Below are 17,840 nucleotides of genomic sequence, written 5' to 3' on the forward strand. Positions count from 1 at the left end.
TCCGTTGCTAAATTATTGAGTTGCGGTCCAAGGCGCTATGTTAATCAGTTGCCTAATTTTTCTCTAAAGATGTTTAGCTACACGTAAACAAAGATTTTCTAAAAGATGTGATTACAATTGAACGGTTCATGACATGAATATCAAAATGATATTGGAAATTACCACGGATATAATTTGATTAATTTATAGATTATCCGTATAAATACTTAATTCCTTTACTGATAAAATTAATAGTTTTTGAGTTCATATTGAATGAATAAAATGAGCCATCTTAATTTCGCCATATATTTAATTACAATTTATTTTGGTTTTGGGAATCAAGAAATAAAAAATAATCCCCAAAGTAGATTTCGACTCGACCATATCAACATCGCCGTTAAGGATTTGGAGAAAGCAAAGCAGCGCTATCAAGACTTGGGTTTTTCCATCAAACCGGGAAAAAGATCTCCTTTCGAAATGGTATTCCAATTTCATCATCGAGAACCCCCGAGGTGCCGGCGCTTTTTGCGCTTTGAAAGTGGAGCAGCCTGCTGATCTGGATACTTTGAGAAAAGGTTTCGGAAAGAATAAAATTGAGTATAAATACCAGGAATTTGGATATGCTAATATCCTGTCTTTTCCGGAGAACGATCCAATGCATCCGTTCTTTTTTATCCATTATTCCAGTCCTGCCAAAGATCATGTGATTCATTTGAATCATCCGAATACCGCCCAGAAATTGTATGCTGTTTGGATCCCGGAACACATTTACCGCGAAAACCTCGAGAAATTCCAAAGTTTTGCCGCCGGCAATCCTTCTCATGTTGAACTCTCTTACACAAACACACCTGTAAAAGTCATTGAATTGGACAGTGGAAAAATTTATCTTGTGAGTGATAATTATTCCGGCCGCATAGTTGGCGCCACCGTTCTGGTGAAAAAAATCAGCCAGACAAAGTTATTGCTTGAGAATTCGTTTAAGCAGAAGTTTGATTTTTATTCCACGCCGAGAGGACGGAGCATATTAATTCCTCCTCAGTTTACGTTCGGTATTTGGTTGGAATTTTTAGAACAATAGCAAAAACCGTTGTTTGCGATTCATTCTTTTACCTATAAAACTAAATCGTCATTTTTAAAAGTGAGGCAGGTATGATAAACAGAACTAAATGGATCGAAAGAAAATTTGAATTTCATGATCCGGTCGGAGTCTTTCCCTGTATTTTGGCACGCCTGCGTGGAACCCCGGTTCGAATAGGCGAAATCACCCGAGATTTACCGCCGGGCATTCTTGTCATTAGAGCGGCTGACAGTTGGTCTATTCAGGAAAATGTCGGTCACTTGCTGGATCTGGAAGAACTGGGTGAAAAAAGACTGGCCGATTTTTTGTCAAATGCAGATGTTCTCACTCCGGCGGATATGACAAATACAAAAACCCACGGTGGGAATCATAACTCCGGTTCTATGAAGGATCTCCTGCAAAAATTCAGAGATGCCCGGCAAGACCTGGTTTCCAAACTGGCAGACCTTAGCGGAGAACAAGTGGCTATCTCTATTTTGCATCCCCGCATCAATAAACCCATGCGTATCATCGATTGGGCGTTTTTTATGGCAGAGCACGACGATAACCATGTGGCGAGAATTATCGAATTAGCGAAGATTTTGCAAAGGGGTAATAATGCTTCTTTATGCGAGCATCCTGAGTAGCCGACAGTTTCATCGTCGTATTTTTCTTACTCTGAATTTATCTTTTTGAGAGATACAGAAGTGATTTTTTATTTTGTCTCGATATTTTGATATAATCATTTTCATTACCTCAAGTTTTTCTGATCCTGTCGCATCTTCTAGTCTTAGTAGTATGATTCCTTTATGATCCATTAGAAGAATGATATACTAATTCTCCGAAATCTTTGTCCATAGTAATAATCATCCTTTCTTCACTAGCTGCTATTTTTAGAATATCAATATCAGACAATTTGGGATCGATAGATCTTACTGTTTTTGTATCATGACCAACATTTATGAGAAATTCTTCAATCTTTATGCCAACCCCAACATCCACTAAAAACTTCAATTCAATCAAGCTTATGTTGAAGATTCTACAGGAAATACCTGTTCTTCATCAACCAAGTCTGCAACATACGAATAAACAGCTTGAAAGTCTTCTTTTTCTAATTCCGGATATTCTTCTAATAATTCCTTTTCAGAAATACCGCCAGCTAAAGCGCGTAATATTTGTTCAACAGTGATTCTCATTCCTCTTATAGTTGGTTTTCCAACCATTATATCCGGATTAATGGTTATTCGCGCTATTGATTTCACCATTTTAACACTCCTAATGTTGAATCGAAAAATATGAAAATCTATTACTAAATAAGAAAAATTAAAATGTCAACCCTAAAACAAATATAAAAACCACTGAAGTTGCTATTATTGGAAATAAATTCGTTCAACTAAAAAAATCAACTCCTCATCAATTTCCCCATGAACTTGCTGTCTTAATTTCTTACATTCAGTAAACGGTTTCAATTTCTCGAATAAATGCTCTCAGACAATATGAAAGATCTATTCCACCCAACGGTTGCCAATTGGTTTCAAAATACGTTTGCAGCGCCTACTGAAATTCAGACCCGGGCCTGGCCGGAGATCAAGAAGCGCCGCAACACACTCATCGCCGCGCCAACCGGCTCCGGTAAAACACTGGCGGCATTTTATTCGGCTATCGATGACCTGGTTAAGCAAGGACTGGCAGGCGACCTGACCGACCAGCTGCAGGTTGTTTACGTTTCGCCCCTTAAAGCCTTAAGCAACGATATCGAACGTAACCTGCAATTTCCCTTAATTGGCATCAAAAAGGAGCTGGCAAAAGCCGGGCTGCCGGAGGTTAAGATTAAAGTCTCGGTTCGCACCGGCGACACGCCATCCTCACAGCGCACGGCTATGGTCAAGAAACCTCCGCATATTTTGGTGACCACGCCGGAATCCCTGTATCTATTGCTTACCAGCGAGAATGGTCGACGCATGCTGGGGACTGTCCACACCGTGATCGTCGATGAAATACATGCGCTGGTTGGCAATAAACGCGGCTCACATTTGTCCCTGTCCCTGGAACGATTGGATGCACTCACCGAACAAAAATTGATCCGCATTGGCTTGTCGGCAACCCAGAAGCCGATTAAAAAGGTGGCGCGTTTTTTAACCGGCAGTAACGGCCACGATTCTAAAGTTTCCTCTTGCACCATTATTGACGTTGGCCACACCCGCAAAATGGATCTGGCCCTGGAAGTACCGCGCTCGCCGTTAACCGCAATTATGCCCACCGAAGTTTGGGGCGAGATTTATGAGCGCTTGGAAGAGTTGATCAAAGCCCATAAAACCACCTTGATTTTTGTCAATACCCGGCGGTTGGCCGAACGCGTCGCTCACAATTTAACCGAACGCCTGGGTGAAGAAGTCATAACTGCGCACCATGGCAGCATGTCCAAAGATAATCGATTGGATGCCGAACAGCGGCTCAAAGCCGGTTCATTAAAAGCCTTGGTCGCCACTGCATCTTTGGAGTTGGGCATCGATATTGGTTCGGTGGACCTGGTTTGCCAGATTGGTTCTTCCAAATCGATTGCCGCATTTCTACAGCGCGTGGGGCGCTCCGGGCATACGGTCCATGGTACTCCCAAAGGCAGGTTGTTTCCCCTCAGCCGCGATGAACTGGTCGAATGCTGTGCCATTCTGGATGCGGTCAGGCGCGGGGAACTGGATCAAATCATCATGCCGGAAAAGCCGGTGGATATTTTAGCCCAGCAAATCGTGGCCGAGATTTCCTGCAAGGAATATAAAGAAGAGGAATTATACCAATTAGTTACTAAAGCTTATCCTTATCGAAATTTAACCCGCAAGGAGTTTGATGAAGTCATCACGATGTTATCCGATGGCTATGCAACCCGAAGAGGCCGGCGGAGTGCATATTTGCATCATGATATGGTGAATGAACGACTGCGTGCACGAAAAAACGCCCGGCTCACAGCTTTACTTTGCGGCGGCGCTATTCCTGATAATTTCGATTATGATGTGGTTATGGAACCTGAGAACACTTTCATCGGGACGATTAACGAAGATTTTGCTATCGAAAGTTTGCCGGGTGATATTTTCCAATTGGGCAACAGTTCGTGGAGAATCCTGCGCATCGAAAATGGTAAAATGCGGGTGGAAGATGCCAAGGGGCTGCCGCCCAACATTCCCTTCTGGTTTGGCGAAGTGCCGGGAAGAACTACGGAGTTGTCTGCTGCAGTATCCCGGCTGCGAGAAGAAATATCCAATCGTCTTGATGATTTGGAAAGCATCATTGCAGACGAAAATAACGGCGAGCTTGCTTCAGAGAATGATGCCTGGAAACAAAATCCAATGGACTGGCTGATCAACGAAGTGGGAGTGGCGCCGGAAGCCGCTGACCAGGTGGTTACTTACCTGGCCACCGTGAAACTGGCTCTTGGGGTAATGCCGTCTCAAAACACACTGGTTCTGGAACGGTTTTTCGATGAAGCCGGCGACATGCACCTGGTGATCCATTCGCCATTTGGCAGTCGTTTGAACCGGGCATGGGGATTGTCTCTGCGAAAACGCTTTTGCCGCAAATTTAATTTTGAATTACAGGCGGCTGCAACCGAAGATTCCATTATCTTATCGCTGGGTGCAACCCACAGCTTTCCATTGGAAGAAGTGTTTGATTACCTTAATCCTCAAACGGTGCGGGAGATATTGATCCAGGCGCTCCTGGATGCACCCATGTTTGAAGTGCGCTGGCGCTGGAATGCTTCCCGCGCTTTAGCCGTGCTGCGGCGTTCGGGCGGTAAAAGGGTACCTCCGCAGATCCAGCGTATGAATTCGGAGGATTTAATCGCATTGATTTTTCCAGACCAGCTTGCCTGCCCGGAGAACATCGTCGGGGAACGCGATATCCCGGATCATCCCCTGGTGAACCAAACCATCCATGATTGCCTGACCGAAGCCATGGATATCGATGAGCTGGAGAATCTTCTAACTGCAATCCAGGCTAAGGAAAAAACCCTGGTCGTGCGGGATTTGAAAGAGCCTTCGCCATTATCCCAGGAAATTTTAAATGCTCGGCCTTTTGCATTCCTGGACAATGCTCCTTTGGAAGAAAGACGTACAAATGCAGTGATGAATCGAAGATGGCTCGATCCCAAAGAAGCAGCAGACCTGGGAAAATTAGATGCTGCGGCCATCGAAGCCGTAAAGGAAGAAGCCTGGCCGCAAGTAAGAAATGCAGATGAATTACATGATGCATTGGTGTTGCTGGGTTTTCTGATCGAAGAGGAAGGTGTAGCCGGCGCTTGGCAGGATTATTTTGAACAGTTGGTTGCTGACAATCGTGCCACAGTTTTAATCACCCGGGAAACAGGCCCAAAACTGTGGGTAGCGGTTGAACGTGTTTTGGAAATGCAGGAAATTTACCCGGATGGAATTTTAACCCCGGAGATCCGGGTACCGGAACGATTGCGAAAAAAGATCGGTGAAAAAGGAAAAGATGCCTCAGAAGGAAAAGTTTCTTTGGTTGAGATCGTGCGGGGAAGATTGGAAGCGCTTGGCCCGGTCCTTGCAGAAACTTTGGCAGCGCATATGGGTATCTCAATAGCCAAAATTGAGCAGACTTTACTGGCTCTCGAAAATGATGGTTTTGTATTTCGCGGCCAATTCCATCCTGGCACCACCGAAACGGAATGGTGTGAACGACGGCTTTTGGCTCGTATCCATCGTTATACTTTGGAACGATTGCGCAAAGAGATCGAACCGGTATCATCAGCGGATTTCATGCGATTTCTGTTTGCGTGGCATCGTTTAGATTCGGAAAATAAGCCAGAAGGTCCTGAATCTTTGCAAGATGTGCTGACTCGACTGGAAGGGTTCGAAGCGGCCGCTGCTTCCTGGGAAAGTGATCTATTACCAGCGCGGATTAAAGATTACGACCATCACTGGCTCGATGATTTATGCCTTTCCGGTCGAGTGGTTTGGGGCCGGTTCCAGCACAATGGTCATTCGATGATTTCGCAAGAGAACGGATCTAATGGCAAAAAACGTGGCGGACCGATTAAGACCACTCCTATTGCCCTGGTCAATCGATCGAACCTTTCGGTATGGAAAAAGTTGGCCGTTCCGCCAAATGGGAATGGTGATTTGTTGTCTAACAATTCCAATAAAGTATTGGAATTACTAACCGATTTTGGCGCGTCTTTTTTTGATGAGATCGTAGAACGGAGTCAACTATTACAAACCCAGGTAGAAGAGGCGGTGAGTGAATTGGTTTCTTTGGGATTGATAACATCCGATAGTTACACGGGTCTCAGGGCGTTGTTGGTGCCGGCAAAAAATCGATCCAGCACCGGTATGCGCAGACGCAGGCTGGCTTTCAAAATGGAGCAGGCCGGCAGGTGGTCGTTGTTGCGCTATGAACAAAAAGGGTACAATGAAACCAAACTCGATTTTGAGTCCATAGCAATGCTGGCCTGGACATTATTACGGAGATATGGCGTTGTGTTTCGCAAGATCATCGAACGGGAAAGTTTTGCACCGCCCTGGCGCGAATTGGTGCGGGTTTTCCGTACTCTCGAAGCCAGAGGTGAAATTCGGGGAGGTCGTTTTGTCGATGGTGTTTGGGGTGAGCAGTTTGCCTTACCGGAAGCGGTAGCAAAGATGCGTAAAACCAGGAAAGCACATTTATCCAATAAAAAAAAGGGCAATGGCAATCTCATCTCGATCAGTGCAGCCGATCCATTGAATTTAACCGGTATAATTACGGTCGGCAAACGGGTGTCTACTATTTTCAGTAACCGGATCCTTTACAGAGATGGAGTCCCCATTGCGGTCAAAGAAGGCAAAGAAATCAAATTTTTTATCGAGGTTGATGAATCAGAACAATGGCAATTGAAAAATGCTTTAATACAAAGGAATGTCTCGCCGAAGTTGAGGGCTTATTTGGGGAAGGGAGTGCATTGAGAATTTTTGATTTACATGTTATCTCTTCTTTGTTTTAGAACGGTAGGATTTCTTCTATGATGAAGGACAGCTATTACTACGATCCTATTTTTGTCAAGCAAATAGACTATCTTGTAAGGAAATCTTTTAATGATATGTTTTCTGACACCTTCATAATCTTTTTGAAATACTTCAGGATTGATCTCCAGGAAACGAAAAGCCGCTTCAATCTGCAATAACAAATCGTGTCCTATCATGTTTGCTCTCGTACCATGAAAATGCTTCTTTTATATCATTTTCTGCCTCGGGTTGGATGACCACTTTATATTTCATTTTTTGTCTACAATTCGGTTATAGACATCCTTCCATGGAGATCCACTGTTAGGATTCTGGTGATAAGCTTCCAATCTTTGGTTAATAACTTCCTTTTCTTCTTCGGCTAACTCTACAGATTCTACCTCAGCAGCTATGCTGTCCCAGATATCTTCGACTAACTGAATTCGTTCTGGTATTGACAAGTGAAGTGCATCTGTTGCAGTAATTCTTCTCATAATCTAAGTTCCTTAAATCATTTTCACATTAGTATTATGTTTTGTAAATAATAAACCGCATAATTTATCACACCCAGGAATCTGATTCAAGTAATTCCAAAAACCAATCTCAATTTTCAAATAAATCCCAAAATACAATTGAAAACGACCAAAATTAAGAGCCCAAGATATTTACTATAAATGGATCAGATTCCAGTAGTTTTATTGAAGATGCATCGAAGCACAAGCAGCGCTCTTTAGCTCCCATTTTGATAAATACCTACAAGCCATTTCTCTTGTCCGAGCTATTTGTTTCTCAGTTAATTTAGCCTTTTTTGCACTAGGTGAAATCATTAAGTTTCCCGAAACTTTATCGGAAATACTCAAAAGTTCTATCCCGCATGTTTGATAAAAGTATGACTCATCCGGGTGTTGAAGACCAAGAAAGTGTCCAATTTCATGGGCTAACGTAATACCATTTTCATTCGGTGTATCCCAAGCAAGCGCAATGGCGTGATCCCTGTTTGTGTTATTTGTGCAACCAGGCCCTCTTGTCAATCCACTAATTATAGTATTATTAAAGCCAAATCGATTTGTATTTCTGCCTACATAAATATGGATTCCATTTTCCATTTTGTAATTTGTATGCAAACTCAAAGGTAGAAACTCTAATGGATTCGCTGACAAAACTTGATTTTCAAGACTGTCATGAGTCATGATGTCATATGTTTCCAGTTTAAATTGAATTTTTGCTTGATTCCAAACAACGCCAATCGATGTATATATTTGATTGACTTTTACATCCTCTAGTAATAATGAGTTTAATTGTTTACCAATTCTAATTCGGGTTCCCGTTCCTTCTATCCAATTTCTTACATTTGTTTCGTTTAACAGGTAATCTATTTGTTCATTTGTCTTTTTAAAGACGTGAACATGAACTGGCAGATTGATCACATCATCTACTGGTAAAGAATAAATTCCCGCTATGAATATTGAAAGAACTAGATGGTTTAGCCAATTCATCTGTTGGAAATTCCTGACCGGATTAAGTTTTCCAATTCGTCAATTTCTTAGCGAGGTTGATGAATCAAAACAATGGCAAATGAAAAATGCTTTAATACAAAGAAAGGTCTCGCCGAAGTTGAGGGCTTATTTGGGGAAGAAAGTGCATTGAGAATTGATAATTTAGATTGTTCTAAAAACATGTTTAAACACACGATTTATTTTGTCATCATGGTTCAGATGTTTTTTTTCGAGTATGTTTTAATAAATTGTCTGAACCCTGATTTTCTTGATTTCAGGATTACTAGGATTTTTTTATTGGTCATTTGAATATTATTTTGATTTTATGCGATATTACGATTTTATGATTCTTTAATTATGCTAATCAATCCAATTAATCATGGTTCAGACAAGTTTTTATCGCGGTTAAGATTATGATGCACCCGTTTAAATTGCAGACTTTGTGTGCCGAAATTTATCAATAAACCAATTTCCATGTTGTAGGCTTCCAGATAATTCATAGCTTGTGCTAAATGTACATTTTCCAGTGCTACGATTGCCTTCAATTCAACCATAATTTTCTCTTCTACAAAAAAAATCTACCCTCCTGCTGCCAATATTTTGTTCACGATAGAAAATGGGCATTTCCTTTTCACGCTCAAAATTTTGATCTTTAACATTCATCTCGATAGCCAAAGCCCGCTGGTATATCACCTCTTGAAAACAATTATCCAAAGTACTATTAACCGTCATCGCGCAACCTATAATCTTTCGGGTAATGTCTTCATACTTCATTGTCTGAACCATGATTATTAGGATTTATAGATGTAAAGGATTAAAAATGTATAATCGTGACATCAAGCAAAGAATATAAAAGACATATTTTACAAATAGAAATCAAGAAAATCCCCACATCAAGATAATCATGGTTCAGACATTTTAATAATCCTTATTCACTAAGCTCCATTAATACACCAAAAGTCGATTTCGGATGCAGAAATGCAACCTGGTTTCCACCGGCTCCTGTTTTAACTGTTTTGTCAATAAGCTCGACGCCCATTTCTTCCATCCTGATCAACTCGCCAGCAAGGTTCTCTACACGAAATGCAATATGGTGCATGCCTTCGCCTTTTTTTTCGAGAAATTTCGCAATGGGGCTATCTTCAGTTGTGGGTTCCAGCAATTCGATATGGGTGTCGCCAATCGGAAGCATGGCCAGCCGTACTTTTTGATCTGCGATTTCTTCAATTCCGGCATTTTGTAGTCCGAGAACATCTGTGTAAAATTTCAGGCTGGAATCCAAATCGTGAACGGCTATTGCTATGTGGTCAATTTTTTTAATCATTATTAACTCTGGTTAAATTTGAGTTGTTTATCATTTTGAGCTGTCTTGAAAATCAGTCACTGTGTCGCAGAGGACACAGCACGGTAACGCCGCAACCAATTCATAAAAGCCACGGATTTTCACGGATAAAATCCGTCTAGAAACAAATTAACAGCCATTACATGCAATTTTAAATTTGTAGAAATTTATTATAAGTGAAAAGTGAATTAAAGCTCCATTTATTAAAACTTGTGCGCCTACTGGCGTATCCGTGTTTTATCCGCGTAAATCAGTGGCAATATTATTGTTTGGTTTTTTAATCGCAGGGTGCACGTAAAAAATCATCCACTAATCCGTTTCCTCTTCTGTAATGCCATCTCCCTTTCTCCTTTCAGATGATCCAATAACTGCAGTAACATTGGCAGGCAAATCATCACATAGAAGAATCCGGAATAACTGCCGGGTATATTTTCTTCTCGATAAACAAGGGCGATTGTAATTAATAGCCCATAGGATAAAAATAGAATAGAAACCCATTTTACCCTGCCATAAGCGTGGTGGCCGTTTTGGAAAAGATCATAGCCTACGAGTAAAACAATAAACAAAAACAATAATTGCAGGAAAAGAGTAAAGGTCAACGAAAATGCGGCGAGTGAGAATTCCTGCTTAAAGCCATTTGTGTTTAACTCATAAATATGAAAAAAATGGTTTATGACCAAAAAGGAATAAAAAACAAGGATTTTGCTCGAGCGGCTCATATGAATAGTTCGAATATTAATCCAGATAAAAATTTCGCTGCCAGGCATGCTCGGCCAGTCGTTTGATCGTTTCGGAAGACAATTTATTCTTTTCTGAAATTGAGCAATTTGACTGGGCATGGCTTACGGTTCGCATGCCCGGGATGATTGTCGAAACGGCGTCAAATCCCAGGCAGAATTTCAACGCCAGTTCTGGCAAAGTTTCTGTTTCCGGGCCAAGAAAGTTCTCCAGCTTTTTAGTGCGTTCTTCAACCTGAAGTTTACGATCACCGGCAAAATAGGAATTGCGGAAATCACCCGAAGGGAATGTCGTATTGCGATCGATTTTGCCGGTCAGTCCGCCTTCATCCAGGGAAACACGAACGATGACACCGATATTATGCTCCACACAAGCCGGAAACAACCTGGCCGCTGGTGATTGATCGAAAATATTGAAAATAACCTGTACGCTGTCTACCAATCCTGATTCAATTAAGCGGACGGCATTTTCCGGCTGGTGATCGTTGATGGAAATGCCAAAGTATTGAATCTTTCCATCTTGCTTCAATTGATCGATTGGGGCAACCCAATCAGGTTCAGATAACCACTCATCATTCCACACGTGCAATTGCAGCAAATCAATGCAATCGACATCCAGGTTCTTCAGTGATTTTTCAGCACAAATCGTCACATGATCCGGTGGGAATACCTGGTCTATAGAAATACCGGGTTGGGCCGGCCATTTGAAATTTTTTGGTGGAACTTTGCTTGCCACATAAATGCGCTCGGATCTTTCTTTTAAAATTTTGGAAATCAATTGTTCGCTGTGGCCGTTACCATAAACCAGGGCCGTGTCAATAAAATTCAAACCAAGATCGATGGCCGTGTGTAAAGCCCGCAGGGATTCGGGGTCTTCGGCGCCCTTCCATAATGTCTTGCCAATTCCCCAGGCGCCGAAACCGATTTCCGATATTTGAAGTTTAGTTCTTCCTAAGGATCGATAATTCACAATGCCTCCAATAAATTATTAGCCACTGATTTACACAGATGAACACTGATTCTATCAAAAAATAAAATATTTTATCCGTGTTTAATCAGTGTTAATCCGTGGCTCCATTTGTTTTCTCTGAGATTCTAAGCCACTCAAAACAACATAGAGCCAATTTTTTTAATTCTTCCTCATTACATGGAATATATTCCTTCATTAGTTTTATTCTTTGAGTCTTAGAGACTTCGAGGCTAAATATTTACTCGAGAATAAATATCCGGATCGCTGATTTCCATCAGGTAGTCCGGAACCTTTAATTGCACAAAGCCAAATTTTTCATAAAACAATTGGGCATCTTCGGTCGCCAACATCCATCTGCGCAATCCCGACAATTCGGGATAAGCCATTTTGCCAAACCCAACCCCTGAAAAGGCTCAAGAATGAAAACATCACCCAGGTAGGCAAATGTTGCGTAATCCGTAACCACCCGGGCAAACCCGACTTGCTCGGCCGCGTTGTAGACGCCAAAACAAACAGAATTTTCGATGGACTTTTCAACAATGTCAATTGGAATATTTTTGGACCAATATGCATCTTGTAAAAAATGATGAATTAGCTCAAGGTCGAGTAATGATTTGTCGGTGCTGATATGGAATTCTTCTTGTAGTTTCATAGAGTTCACGGGGTAAATTATTAAAGTTAATTTAATGAATCAGGATTTATGTTTCAATAGGTTTGTTGGGGAACGTGGGGATTGAGAATGGTTAATGGTAGATGCATATAACGGCAAATGTTAAACTGACTTAAACTGCGGTAGTGAAAGTGATAGAAAGTACAAAATTTGACCAAAATCGCTCTGAAATTCCCCAAAAGCAACGGCTGTTTAAATCTAGCTTGAACAAAAGTTTATGTGTTTTTTCCAAAAACTTGTCTGTCTTTTACAGGTAGAGCTAGGACGGTTGAAAGCTCAAGTATTATCATAGCCCTATACCGTAAAACGTACTATATTTAATACCTACATCAAAACACGAACCAAACCGCACTGAAAGTCAACTACCACCGCCTGAGGCAGTGGTTTGATATATTTCGCCCTGAAAGGTGCGTTGTTTTCATGTTCGGTTTACTTAAAAAGGCTTAGTTGCTGCCTTTCTACGTGATGGCATTCCATCTTGCCAACAGAAAGAATCCCGGCGGTAATACCTGCTTCTCGGAGCCTGGGACGCTCCTCGGCTAAGGATCTAGAAAACAACAAGAGCAAGATGCCAAATAATAAACTTCTAAATAGTATCGTTGAATTTCTCATGGATCCTCCAACCATTAATAGTGATAATAATGTTCAGACGAGGAAAACTACCAGTAATGTATGTAAATATATAATAGTAAAGCTGACTTGACAGTCATCCAAAAAGATGGCAAGTCTATGGACAAAAAAACTTGAATTTTTCACCAAACTTGCTTATAATGGTTGCCACATAATTCAGACGAAAAGCTTCGAATACTGCCATCTTCTACAAGGATTTGATTTTGCCAATTTTGTGGAAGATTCGTCCTAACATTATCGCGAGTTTTAATTTTAACGACGGGGCTTCTCTATGACGCGTGAATTTTCATCATTTCACAGCACATAAATAAGCAATAATGAGAGGAAAATCGCAATGCGCTTCTCTTATAAATGGCCAGGACGCTATCTTATTTTTGTAGCCCTTATTATCCTATCAGGCACGCCAGCTCTTTTAAATGCACAGAACCCCCTTCTTGATTTGCTGGTGGAAGAGCTGGATCGTGAAAAGACGGAACTGCAAAAGCAGGAAGTCCCACCCTATTTCATTAGTTACTCGGTGAGCGATGTACATAGGACTTCGGTGACCGCATCATTCGGATCGCTAACGCGTTCGAATAGCTCCGATAGACGGCTGCTTTCCGTAAATGTGCGGATTGGCGATTATCAGTTAGACAATACCCACGAGATTCGGGGCGACCCTTTTAGTCAGATTATGTTTCGCATCGGCGGCTTGAAGCGCATTGCCCAAGAGGACAACCCGGATGCGATTCGGTCAGCTTTATGGCAGGAGACCAACAAGCAATACCGAGAGGCGGTTGAGCGCTATACAAAAGTAAAAGCAAATGTGGCGGTTAAGGTCGCTGAAGAAGATACATCCGCTGATTTTTCTATGGAGCCTGAGCCAACAGTTTATTACGAACCACCTGTTAATGTAGCTGAGATGCTTGGCAGCCGCACAAAGTGGGAATCGAAGGTCAAAAAATACACGGAGCCGTTCCTGGAGAACGCGGCGATCTATGGTGGAACAGCGACATTTAGCTTCACCATAGAGCGCAAAAATTTGGTTACGACCGAAGGGACAAGGCTTTCGCAGAACTTGATCTATTCCAGGCTTTTTGTCACGGGCTTTATTAAATCCGAAGATGGCATGGAACTACCGCTTTACCGCAGTTATTTTGCCTTCGAGCCAAGTGACCTGCCCAGCGACGAGGAGATTCTCGCCGACGTCAAAGTGATGATCGAAAAACTGGAAGAATTGCGTGATGCGCCGGTAGTCGATCCGTACACCGGGCCTGCAATTTTGCTGGGGCGCCCCGCCGGGGTCTTTTTCCACGAAATCTTCGGACATCGGATTGAAGGCCACCGCCAAAAGAGTGAAAAAGAGGGCCAAACCTTTAAAAAGAAAATCGGCGAACAGATCCTTCCCGAACATTTGCAGATCGTGTTCGACCCGACCCGCAAAGAATTCAAGGGACACCAAATGGTTGGTTTTTACAAATATGATGATGAAGGCGTCAAGGCTCGTCCCGTCAAGGTCGTTGATTCGGGTGTGTTTGAGAGCTTTCTCATGTCCCGCTCTCCAATCGAAAATTTTACTCGCTCCAACGGTCACGGCCGCGCCCAGGCTGGATTTCGGCCGGTCGCCCGTCAATCCAACCTGCTGGTCGAGTCCAAGTCACCAGTCTCCGAACAGAAGCTCCGCCAAAAGCTAATCGAAGAATGCAAGAAGCAGGGCAAGACGTTCGGCTTGTTGTTTAAAGACATCCAGGGCGGATTCACAATTACCGGCCGGACCATTCCAAATGCGTTTAACGTCTTGCCCACCGAAGTTTATCGCATCTATGCCGATGGCAGGCCAGATGAGCTGGTCCGCGGTGTCGATCTGGTTGGAACGCCCTTGGTGATCCTTTCTATGGTTTCTGAGATCGGCGATCAATATGATATCTTCAACGGTATGTGTAGGGCCGAGTCCGGCAGTGTGCCGGTTTCGGCAGTCTCCCCGGCATTGCTGTTAACGCAGATCGAAGTACAGAAGAAAAGCAAGTCGCAAGAGCGTCAGCCGATTCTACCGAGGCCGGATGCCGACCGCTCGATGTAGAGTAAAATGCCTGGTTGGTCGGTGTAAACAGCAATCTTCTACATGAAAGCCTATAACCATTGGGTGATGTTATGAGAATGAAAATGCAAGGATTCATCCTTTCTTTGATTTCACTGTTTATCGCTATTGGCGCTTTGGTGCCGGTTCATGGACAAACAACGCGCGAAATCATCATGCGCGCCATGAAGGATGAACTGGCCCGCAATATGGAAAGACTTAAACTTGAAAATTTGGAACGGCCATTTTTTATTTCTTACACCATCAGCGATGCCAGGACTATGGAAGTGACCGCTACCCTTGGTGCCGTCGTGCAGTCCAGTGAAAACCACATTCGCAATCACAACGTGCGCGTTATGGTAGGCGACTATTCGCGCAACGACGAGAACTTTCGCGACATCAGCGGCGGGTTTCGATCAACCATGTTGGGAGCCTCCGCGCGAATCCCTTTGGAGGACGACTACGACGGCATTCGGCGAGCCTTATGGATCGCTACTGATAATGTTTACAAAAGGGCCTCCGAACAGTATGAACGAAAAATTGCCGCGCTGGAGCAGCAATCGCTTTCCGCGGAGGAAGCGGAACTGGAAGATTTCAGCAGGGCGCCAGTCGTCGAATACACGGCTCCACCTCGCACTTTCAAAATGAATCAAAACGAATGGGAGGAGATCGCCAAGGAACTATCCGGGTCATTCCTTGACTATCCGGATATTCATTCCTCCCAGGTGCGGATCTATTTCTTTCAGGGCGATCTATTCTTCATGAATAGCGAAGGGAGCAAGGTCGTTCAACCCCTCACCCTGGCAGCGGTGCAGGTTAATGCTGCAACGCAGGCAGTCGACGGCAAGCCGGTGACGAATCACCAACTCTATTATGCTGCGCAGCCTGATGAATTGCCTCCTTTGAATTCCGTCAAGCGTGGCGTGCGCCACATGGCAGAGGAACTGGCCGCCTTACGAACCGCACCGGTCTTCGAGGATTCCTACACCGGGCCTATTATGTTCGAGGGCCAGGCGGTAATGGAGTTTTTTGCTCAGCGCTTTTTCAGTGGCTCAGGCGGGCTTCTCGCCTTTCGCCGGCCGACATTCAGCGATCCACGGATAAGCGCTTTTATGGGCAGGAGTCAGGGTCAACCTTTAGACGACAATATCGGCAGGCGAATCGTGTCACGCGATCTGACGATTAAAGCCACACCAAGGCTAAAAAATTATTCAGGCCAAAAGTTGATTGGCAGTTTTCACGTTGACACTGAGGGCGTCCAGCCTCCCGACGAAATCGTTTTGGTGGAAAACGGTTTATTGAAGACACTGCTAAACAACCGGACTCCAACGCCAAAAGTGAAAGAATCCAACGGGCATCAGCGGCCGGTAATGGGCAGCTCCGCCATAACCACGCGACTTGGTCCCGGCGTCATTTCCGTGAGTACTTCAAAAGGAATGTCCGAATCGGAAATGAAGGATGAACTCCTGCAGCTAGCAAAGGACGAGGGATTGGAATATGGGATTGTGGTGCGCAAACTGACTGCTTCCGTGTCAGGCGCAGAAGCGCGCCTCGATCCATTTGCATTCCTGTCAATGGGCCAAGGCGGACAGCAGGGGGCTTCACTCACCAAACCAGTTCTCGTCTACAAGGTCTACGTTGAAGATGGACGCGAGGAGTTAGTACGCTCCGTAAAGCTTGGCAGCTTATCGATAAGCTCCCTGCGGAGGATGGCGGGCGCGTCGGAGAAACGGGTGGTCTATAATACCCTGGTGTCGGGAGGAGCCAGCAGTTCGGGTTTCCTCGCCTTTATGGCACCAACATCCCGCAGGGGAGTCCCGGCTTCGTTTATTGTGCCGCAGGCCTTGATTCTGAAAGAGCTGGAAGTCAAAAAGGATAAACAAGGCTACACCCCAAAGCTCCCTGTGGTTGCAAGCCCTTTAGTTCGAAACTGACTCAGACATCAACGCTCACCTTCTTTCAATAATACAGCCTGAAATGTCATCCCATCGGAATCTATTTTGCTAATTTTTACTTACGATTTTACTATTCCCTTTTTATGGAGTAGATCCCATCGTGCGATGGGATAACATAAATTGGGAAATTTTAAGCTTGAGCCGACTCTAAAAAAAGATGGATCAATGAGCAATGACAATGATCAATGACCAAATGAGCAATGAATATATATGTGAGCAATAAGCAGGATTTTATTTACTTGGGCTCGTGGCTTTAATTCGGTAGTTAAGAATTGATGGTTGTAAACGAAGTAGTTCCAATAATACCTTTGTTGAGCCAGATGGCTTTCTTTTCCCCTGCTCCCATTGCCGTACAGAAGACGGACTTACATTGAGTAATTTTGCAAACACACTTTGACTTAATTTCGTTGTCCCTCTTATCTTTTGAATATCCATGGCATTGATTTCTACTTCAGGAATAATGATTCCTAATTTCTTCAATTCTTTCTCAGAAAATGATGTCTTTGCCCCACTTAGTATGAGATCTTGAATCGTTTCCCCGATTGCTTCTCTTACGCTTTCTCTCATCGTTTTTACTCCAAAATAATAAAATTACCTAATTCTATTTGCCTTGAATATTCATTAACACTTATCTGCAATAAGTCTTTAGCTAATTTTTTGAAATGCCTCAATTCCTCTTTATCTAAATTATCTTTTTCAGCTTTGGAAAATCCATATACGAAAATTGCTTTTTCCTTTTCTTTATACACGACAATTGTTCTATACCCACCGCTTTTTCCTTTTCCAATTCCAGGAGTGCGGATCTTATGTAGTCCTGCTCCTAAATTAATGACATTAAGATTTTTAGATAATGATTCAATAGTTCTAAGCAAAATATCATTGGATATGGAATTCTTTTTTGCCCATTTGTTAAACCATCTTGTTTTAAGTAATAACATATGAAATATATCACATTGTGATA

At 43.0% G+C, this 17,840-nt stretch carries 15 protein-coding genes and 4 pseudogenes; 6 read left to right on the top strand and 13 right to left on the bottom strand.

Annotation, left to right across the window (positions count from 1 at the left end; genetic code table 11):
• Positions 1-261: 261 nt before the first annotated feature.
• The 3 genes from IIC38_02460 (at position 262) to IIC38_02470 (ending at position 1,683) form a co-directional block, all read left to right on the top strand.
• Positions 262-534: a VOC family protein gene (locus IIC38_02460; protein ID MCH8124814.1), complete on the top strand. Its 273-nt coding sequence runs from the start codon at positions 262-264 to the stop codon at positions 532-534.
• A gap of 10 nt (positions 535-544) precedes the next feature.
• Positions 545-1,057, top strand: coding sequence for a hypothetical protein (locus IIC38_02465; GenBank protein ID MCH8124815.1), 513 nt, complete (start codon positions 545-547; stop codon positions 1,055-1,057).
• 71 nt (positions 1,058-1,128) lie between these two features.
• Positions 1,129-1,683, top strand: a complete 555-nt coding sequence (locus IIC38_02470) for a DinB family protein (GenBank protein ID MCH8124816.1) — start codon at positions 1,129-1,131, stop codon at positions 1,681-1,683.
• Between the two features lie 9 nt (positions 1,684-1,692).
• On the opposite strand, the pseudogene IIC38_02475 reads toward IIC38_02470, so the two are convergent.
• Positions 1,693-2,065, bottom strand: a pseudogene (locus IIC38_02475) (DUF5615 family PIN-like protein).
• Positions 2,062-2,301 carry a DUF433 domain-containing protein gene (locus IIC38_02480; GenBank protein MCH8124817.1) on the bottom strand — a complete coding sequence of 80 codons (240 nt, stop codon included), beginning with the start codon at positions 2,299-2,301 and terminating at the stop codon, positions 2,062-2,064. The pseudogene IIC38_02475 and the gene IIC38_02480 overlap by 4 nt, the downstream one beginning before the upstream one ends.
• A gap of 231 nt (positions 2,302-2,532) precedes the next feature.
• Between IIC38_02480 and IIC38_02485 the strand changes: the two genes are divergently transcribed.
• A complete protein-coding gene (locus IIC38_02485; protein ID MCH8124818.1) occupies positions 2,533-6,987 on the top strand; it encodes a DEAD/DEAH box helicase in 4,455 nt (1,484 codons plus the stop codon).
• A gap of 11 nt (positions 6,988-6,998) precedes the next feature.
• On the opposite strand, the pseudogene IIC38_02490 reads toward IIC38_02485, so the two are convergent.
• The 9 genes and pseudogenes from IIC38_02490 to IIC38_02530 all read right to left on the bottom strand — a co-directional run bounded on the left by IIC38_02490 (position 6,999) and on the right by IIC38_02530 (position 12,850).
• Positions 6,999-7,299: pseudogene (locus tag IIC38_02490) on the bottom strand (type II toxin-antitoxin system RelE/ParE family toxin).
• Entirely contained in the window at positions 7,296-7,517 is a 222-nt protein-coding gene (locus IIC38_02495) for an addiction module protein (GenBank protein MCH8124819.1), read from the bottom strand. Before IIC38_02495 ends, IIC38_02490 begins: the two are co-directional and overlap by 4 nt.
• A gap of 201 nt (positions 7,518-7,718) precedes the next feature.
• Complete coding sequence (locus IIC38_02500; GenBank protein MCH8124820.1) at positions 7,719-8,519, bottom strand: hypothetical protein; 801 nt, start codon at positions 8,517-8,519, stop codon at positions 7,719-7,721.
• A 377-nt stretch (positions 8,520-8,896) separates the two neighbouring features.
• Positions 8,897-9,293 (bottom strand): annotated as a pseudogene (locus IIC38_02505) (GxxExxY protein).
• A 154-nt stretch (positions 9,294-9,447) separates the two neighbouring features.
• Positions 9,448-9,843 carry a methylmalonyl-CoA epimerase gene (gene mce, locus IIC38_02510; protein ID MCH8124821.1) on the bottom strand — a complete coding sequence of 132 codons (396 nt, stop codon included), beginning with the start codon at positions 9,841-9,843 and terminating at the stop codon, positions 9,448-9,450.
• Between the two features lie 320 nt (positions 9,844-10,163).
• Positions 10,164-10,628, bottom strand: coding sequence for a hypothetical protein (locus IIC38_02515; GenBank protein MCH8124822.1), 465 nt, complete (start codon positions 10,626-10,628; stop codon positions 10,164-10,166).
• Positions 10,597-11,568, bottom strand: coding sequence for an aldo/keto reductase (locus IIC38_02520; protein ID MCH8124823.1), 972 nt, complete (start codon positions 11,566-11,568; stop codon positions 10,597-10,599). The genes IIC38_02515 and IIC38_02520 overlap by 32 nt, the downstream gene beginning before the upstream one ends.
• Before the next feature lie 230 nt (positions 11,569-11,798).
• Positions 11,799-12,220 (bottom strand): annotated as a pseudogene (locus IIC38_02525) (GNAT family N-acetyltransferase).
• 447 nt (positions 12,221-12,667) lie between these two features.
• Positions 12,668-12,850, bottom strand: a complete 183-nt coding sequence (locus IIC38_02530) for a hypothetical protein (GenBank protein MCH8124824.1) — start codon at positions 12,848-12,850, stop codon at positions 12,668-12,670.
• A 352-nt stretch (positions 12,851-13,202) separates the two neighbouring features.
• Between IIC38_02530 and IIC38_02535 the strand changes: the two genes are divergently transcribed.
• Positions 13,203-14,927: a TldD/PmbA family protein gene (locus tag IIC38_02535; protein MCH8124825.1), complete on the top strand. Its 1,725-nt coding sequence runs from the start codon at positions 13,203-13,205 to the stop codon at positions 14,925-14,927.
• A 71-nt stretch (positions 14,928-14,998) separates the two neighbouring features.
• Positions 14,999-16,858 (top strand): hypothetical protein, encoded by a 1,860-nt coding sequence (locus tag IIC38_02540; GenBank protein MCH8124826.1) that lies wholly within the window; start codon positions 14,999-15,001, stop codon positions 16,856-16,858.
• A 252-nt stretch (positions 16,859-17,110) separates the two neighbouring features.
• On the opposite strand, the gene IIC38_02545 is transcribed toward IIC38_02540, so the two are convergent.
• The gene (locus IIC38_02545) at positions 17,111-17,446 is read right to left on the bottom strand and encodes a helix-turn-helix domain-containing protein (protein ID MCH8124827.1); all 336 of its coding nucleotides are present in this window, start codon (positions 17,444-17,446) and stop codon (positions 17,111-17,113) included.
• Between the two features lie 5 nt (positions 17,447-17,451).
• Positions 17,452-17,817: a type II toxin-antitoxin system RelE/ParE family toxin gene (locus IIC38_02550; protein ID MCH8124828.1), complete on the bottom strand. Its 366-nt coding sequence runs from the start codon at positions 17,815-17,817 to the stop codon at positions 17,452-17,454.
• Between the last annotated feature and the right edge of the window lie 23 nt (positions 17,818-17,840).

The sequence above is a fragment of the candidate division KSB1 bacterium genome (assembly GCA_022566355.1).
GTDB lineage: Bacteria > Zhuqueibacterota > JdFR-76 > JdFR-76 > DREG01 > JADFJB01.

Coding starts and splice junctions, on each gene's coding strand:
- IIC38_02460 (MCH8124814.1), top strand. CDS start 262: ATGAGCCATCTTAATTTCGCCATATATTTAATTACAATTTATTTTGGT.
- IIC38_02470 (MCH8124816.1), top strand. CDS start 1,129: ATGATAAACAGAACTAAATGGATCGAAAGAAAATTTGAATTTCATGAT.
- IIC38_02480 (MCH8124817.1), bottom strand. CDS start 2,301: ATGGTGAAATCAATAGCGCGAATAACCATTAATCCGGATATAATGGTT.
- IIC38_02485 (MCH8124818.1), top strand. CDS start 2,533: ATGAAAGATCTATTCCACCCAACGGTTGCCAATTGGTTTCAAAATACG.
- IIC38_02495 (MCH8124819.1), bottom strand. CDS start 7,517: ATGAGAAGAATTACTGCAACAGATGCACTTCACTTGTCAATACCAGAA.
- IIC38_02500 (MCH8124820.1), bottom strand. CDS start 8,519: ATGAATTGGCTAAACCATCTAGTTCTTTCAATATTCATAGCGGGAATT.
- mce (MCH8124821.1), bottom strand. CDS start 9,843: ATGATTAAAAAAATTGACCACATAGCAATAGCCGTTCACGATTTGGAT.
- IIC38_02515 (MCH8124822.1), bottom strand. CDS start 10,628: ATGCCTGGCAGCGAAATTTTTATCTGGATTAATATTCGAACTATTCAT.
- IIC38_02530 (MCH8124824.1), bottom strand. CDS start 12,850: ATGAGAAATTCAACGATACTATTTAGAAGTTTATTATTTGGCATCTTG.
- IIC38_02535 (MCH8124825.1), top strand. CDS start 13,203: ATGCGCTTCTCTTATAAATGGCCAGGACGCTATCTTATTTTTGTAGCC.
- IIC38_02540 (MCH8124826.1), top strand. CDS start 14,999: ATGAGAATGAAAATGCAAGGATTCATCCTTTCTTTGATTTCACTGTTT.
- IIC38_02545 (MCH8124827.1), bottom strand. CDS start 17,446: ATGAGAGAAAGCGTAAGAGAAGCAATCGGGGAAACGATTCAAGATCTC.
- IIC38_02550 (MCH8124828.1), bottom strand. CDS start 17,817: ATGTTATTACTTAAAACAAGATGGTTTAACAAATGGGCAAAAAAGAAT.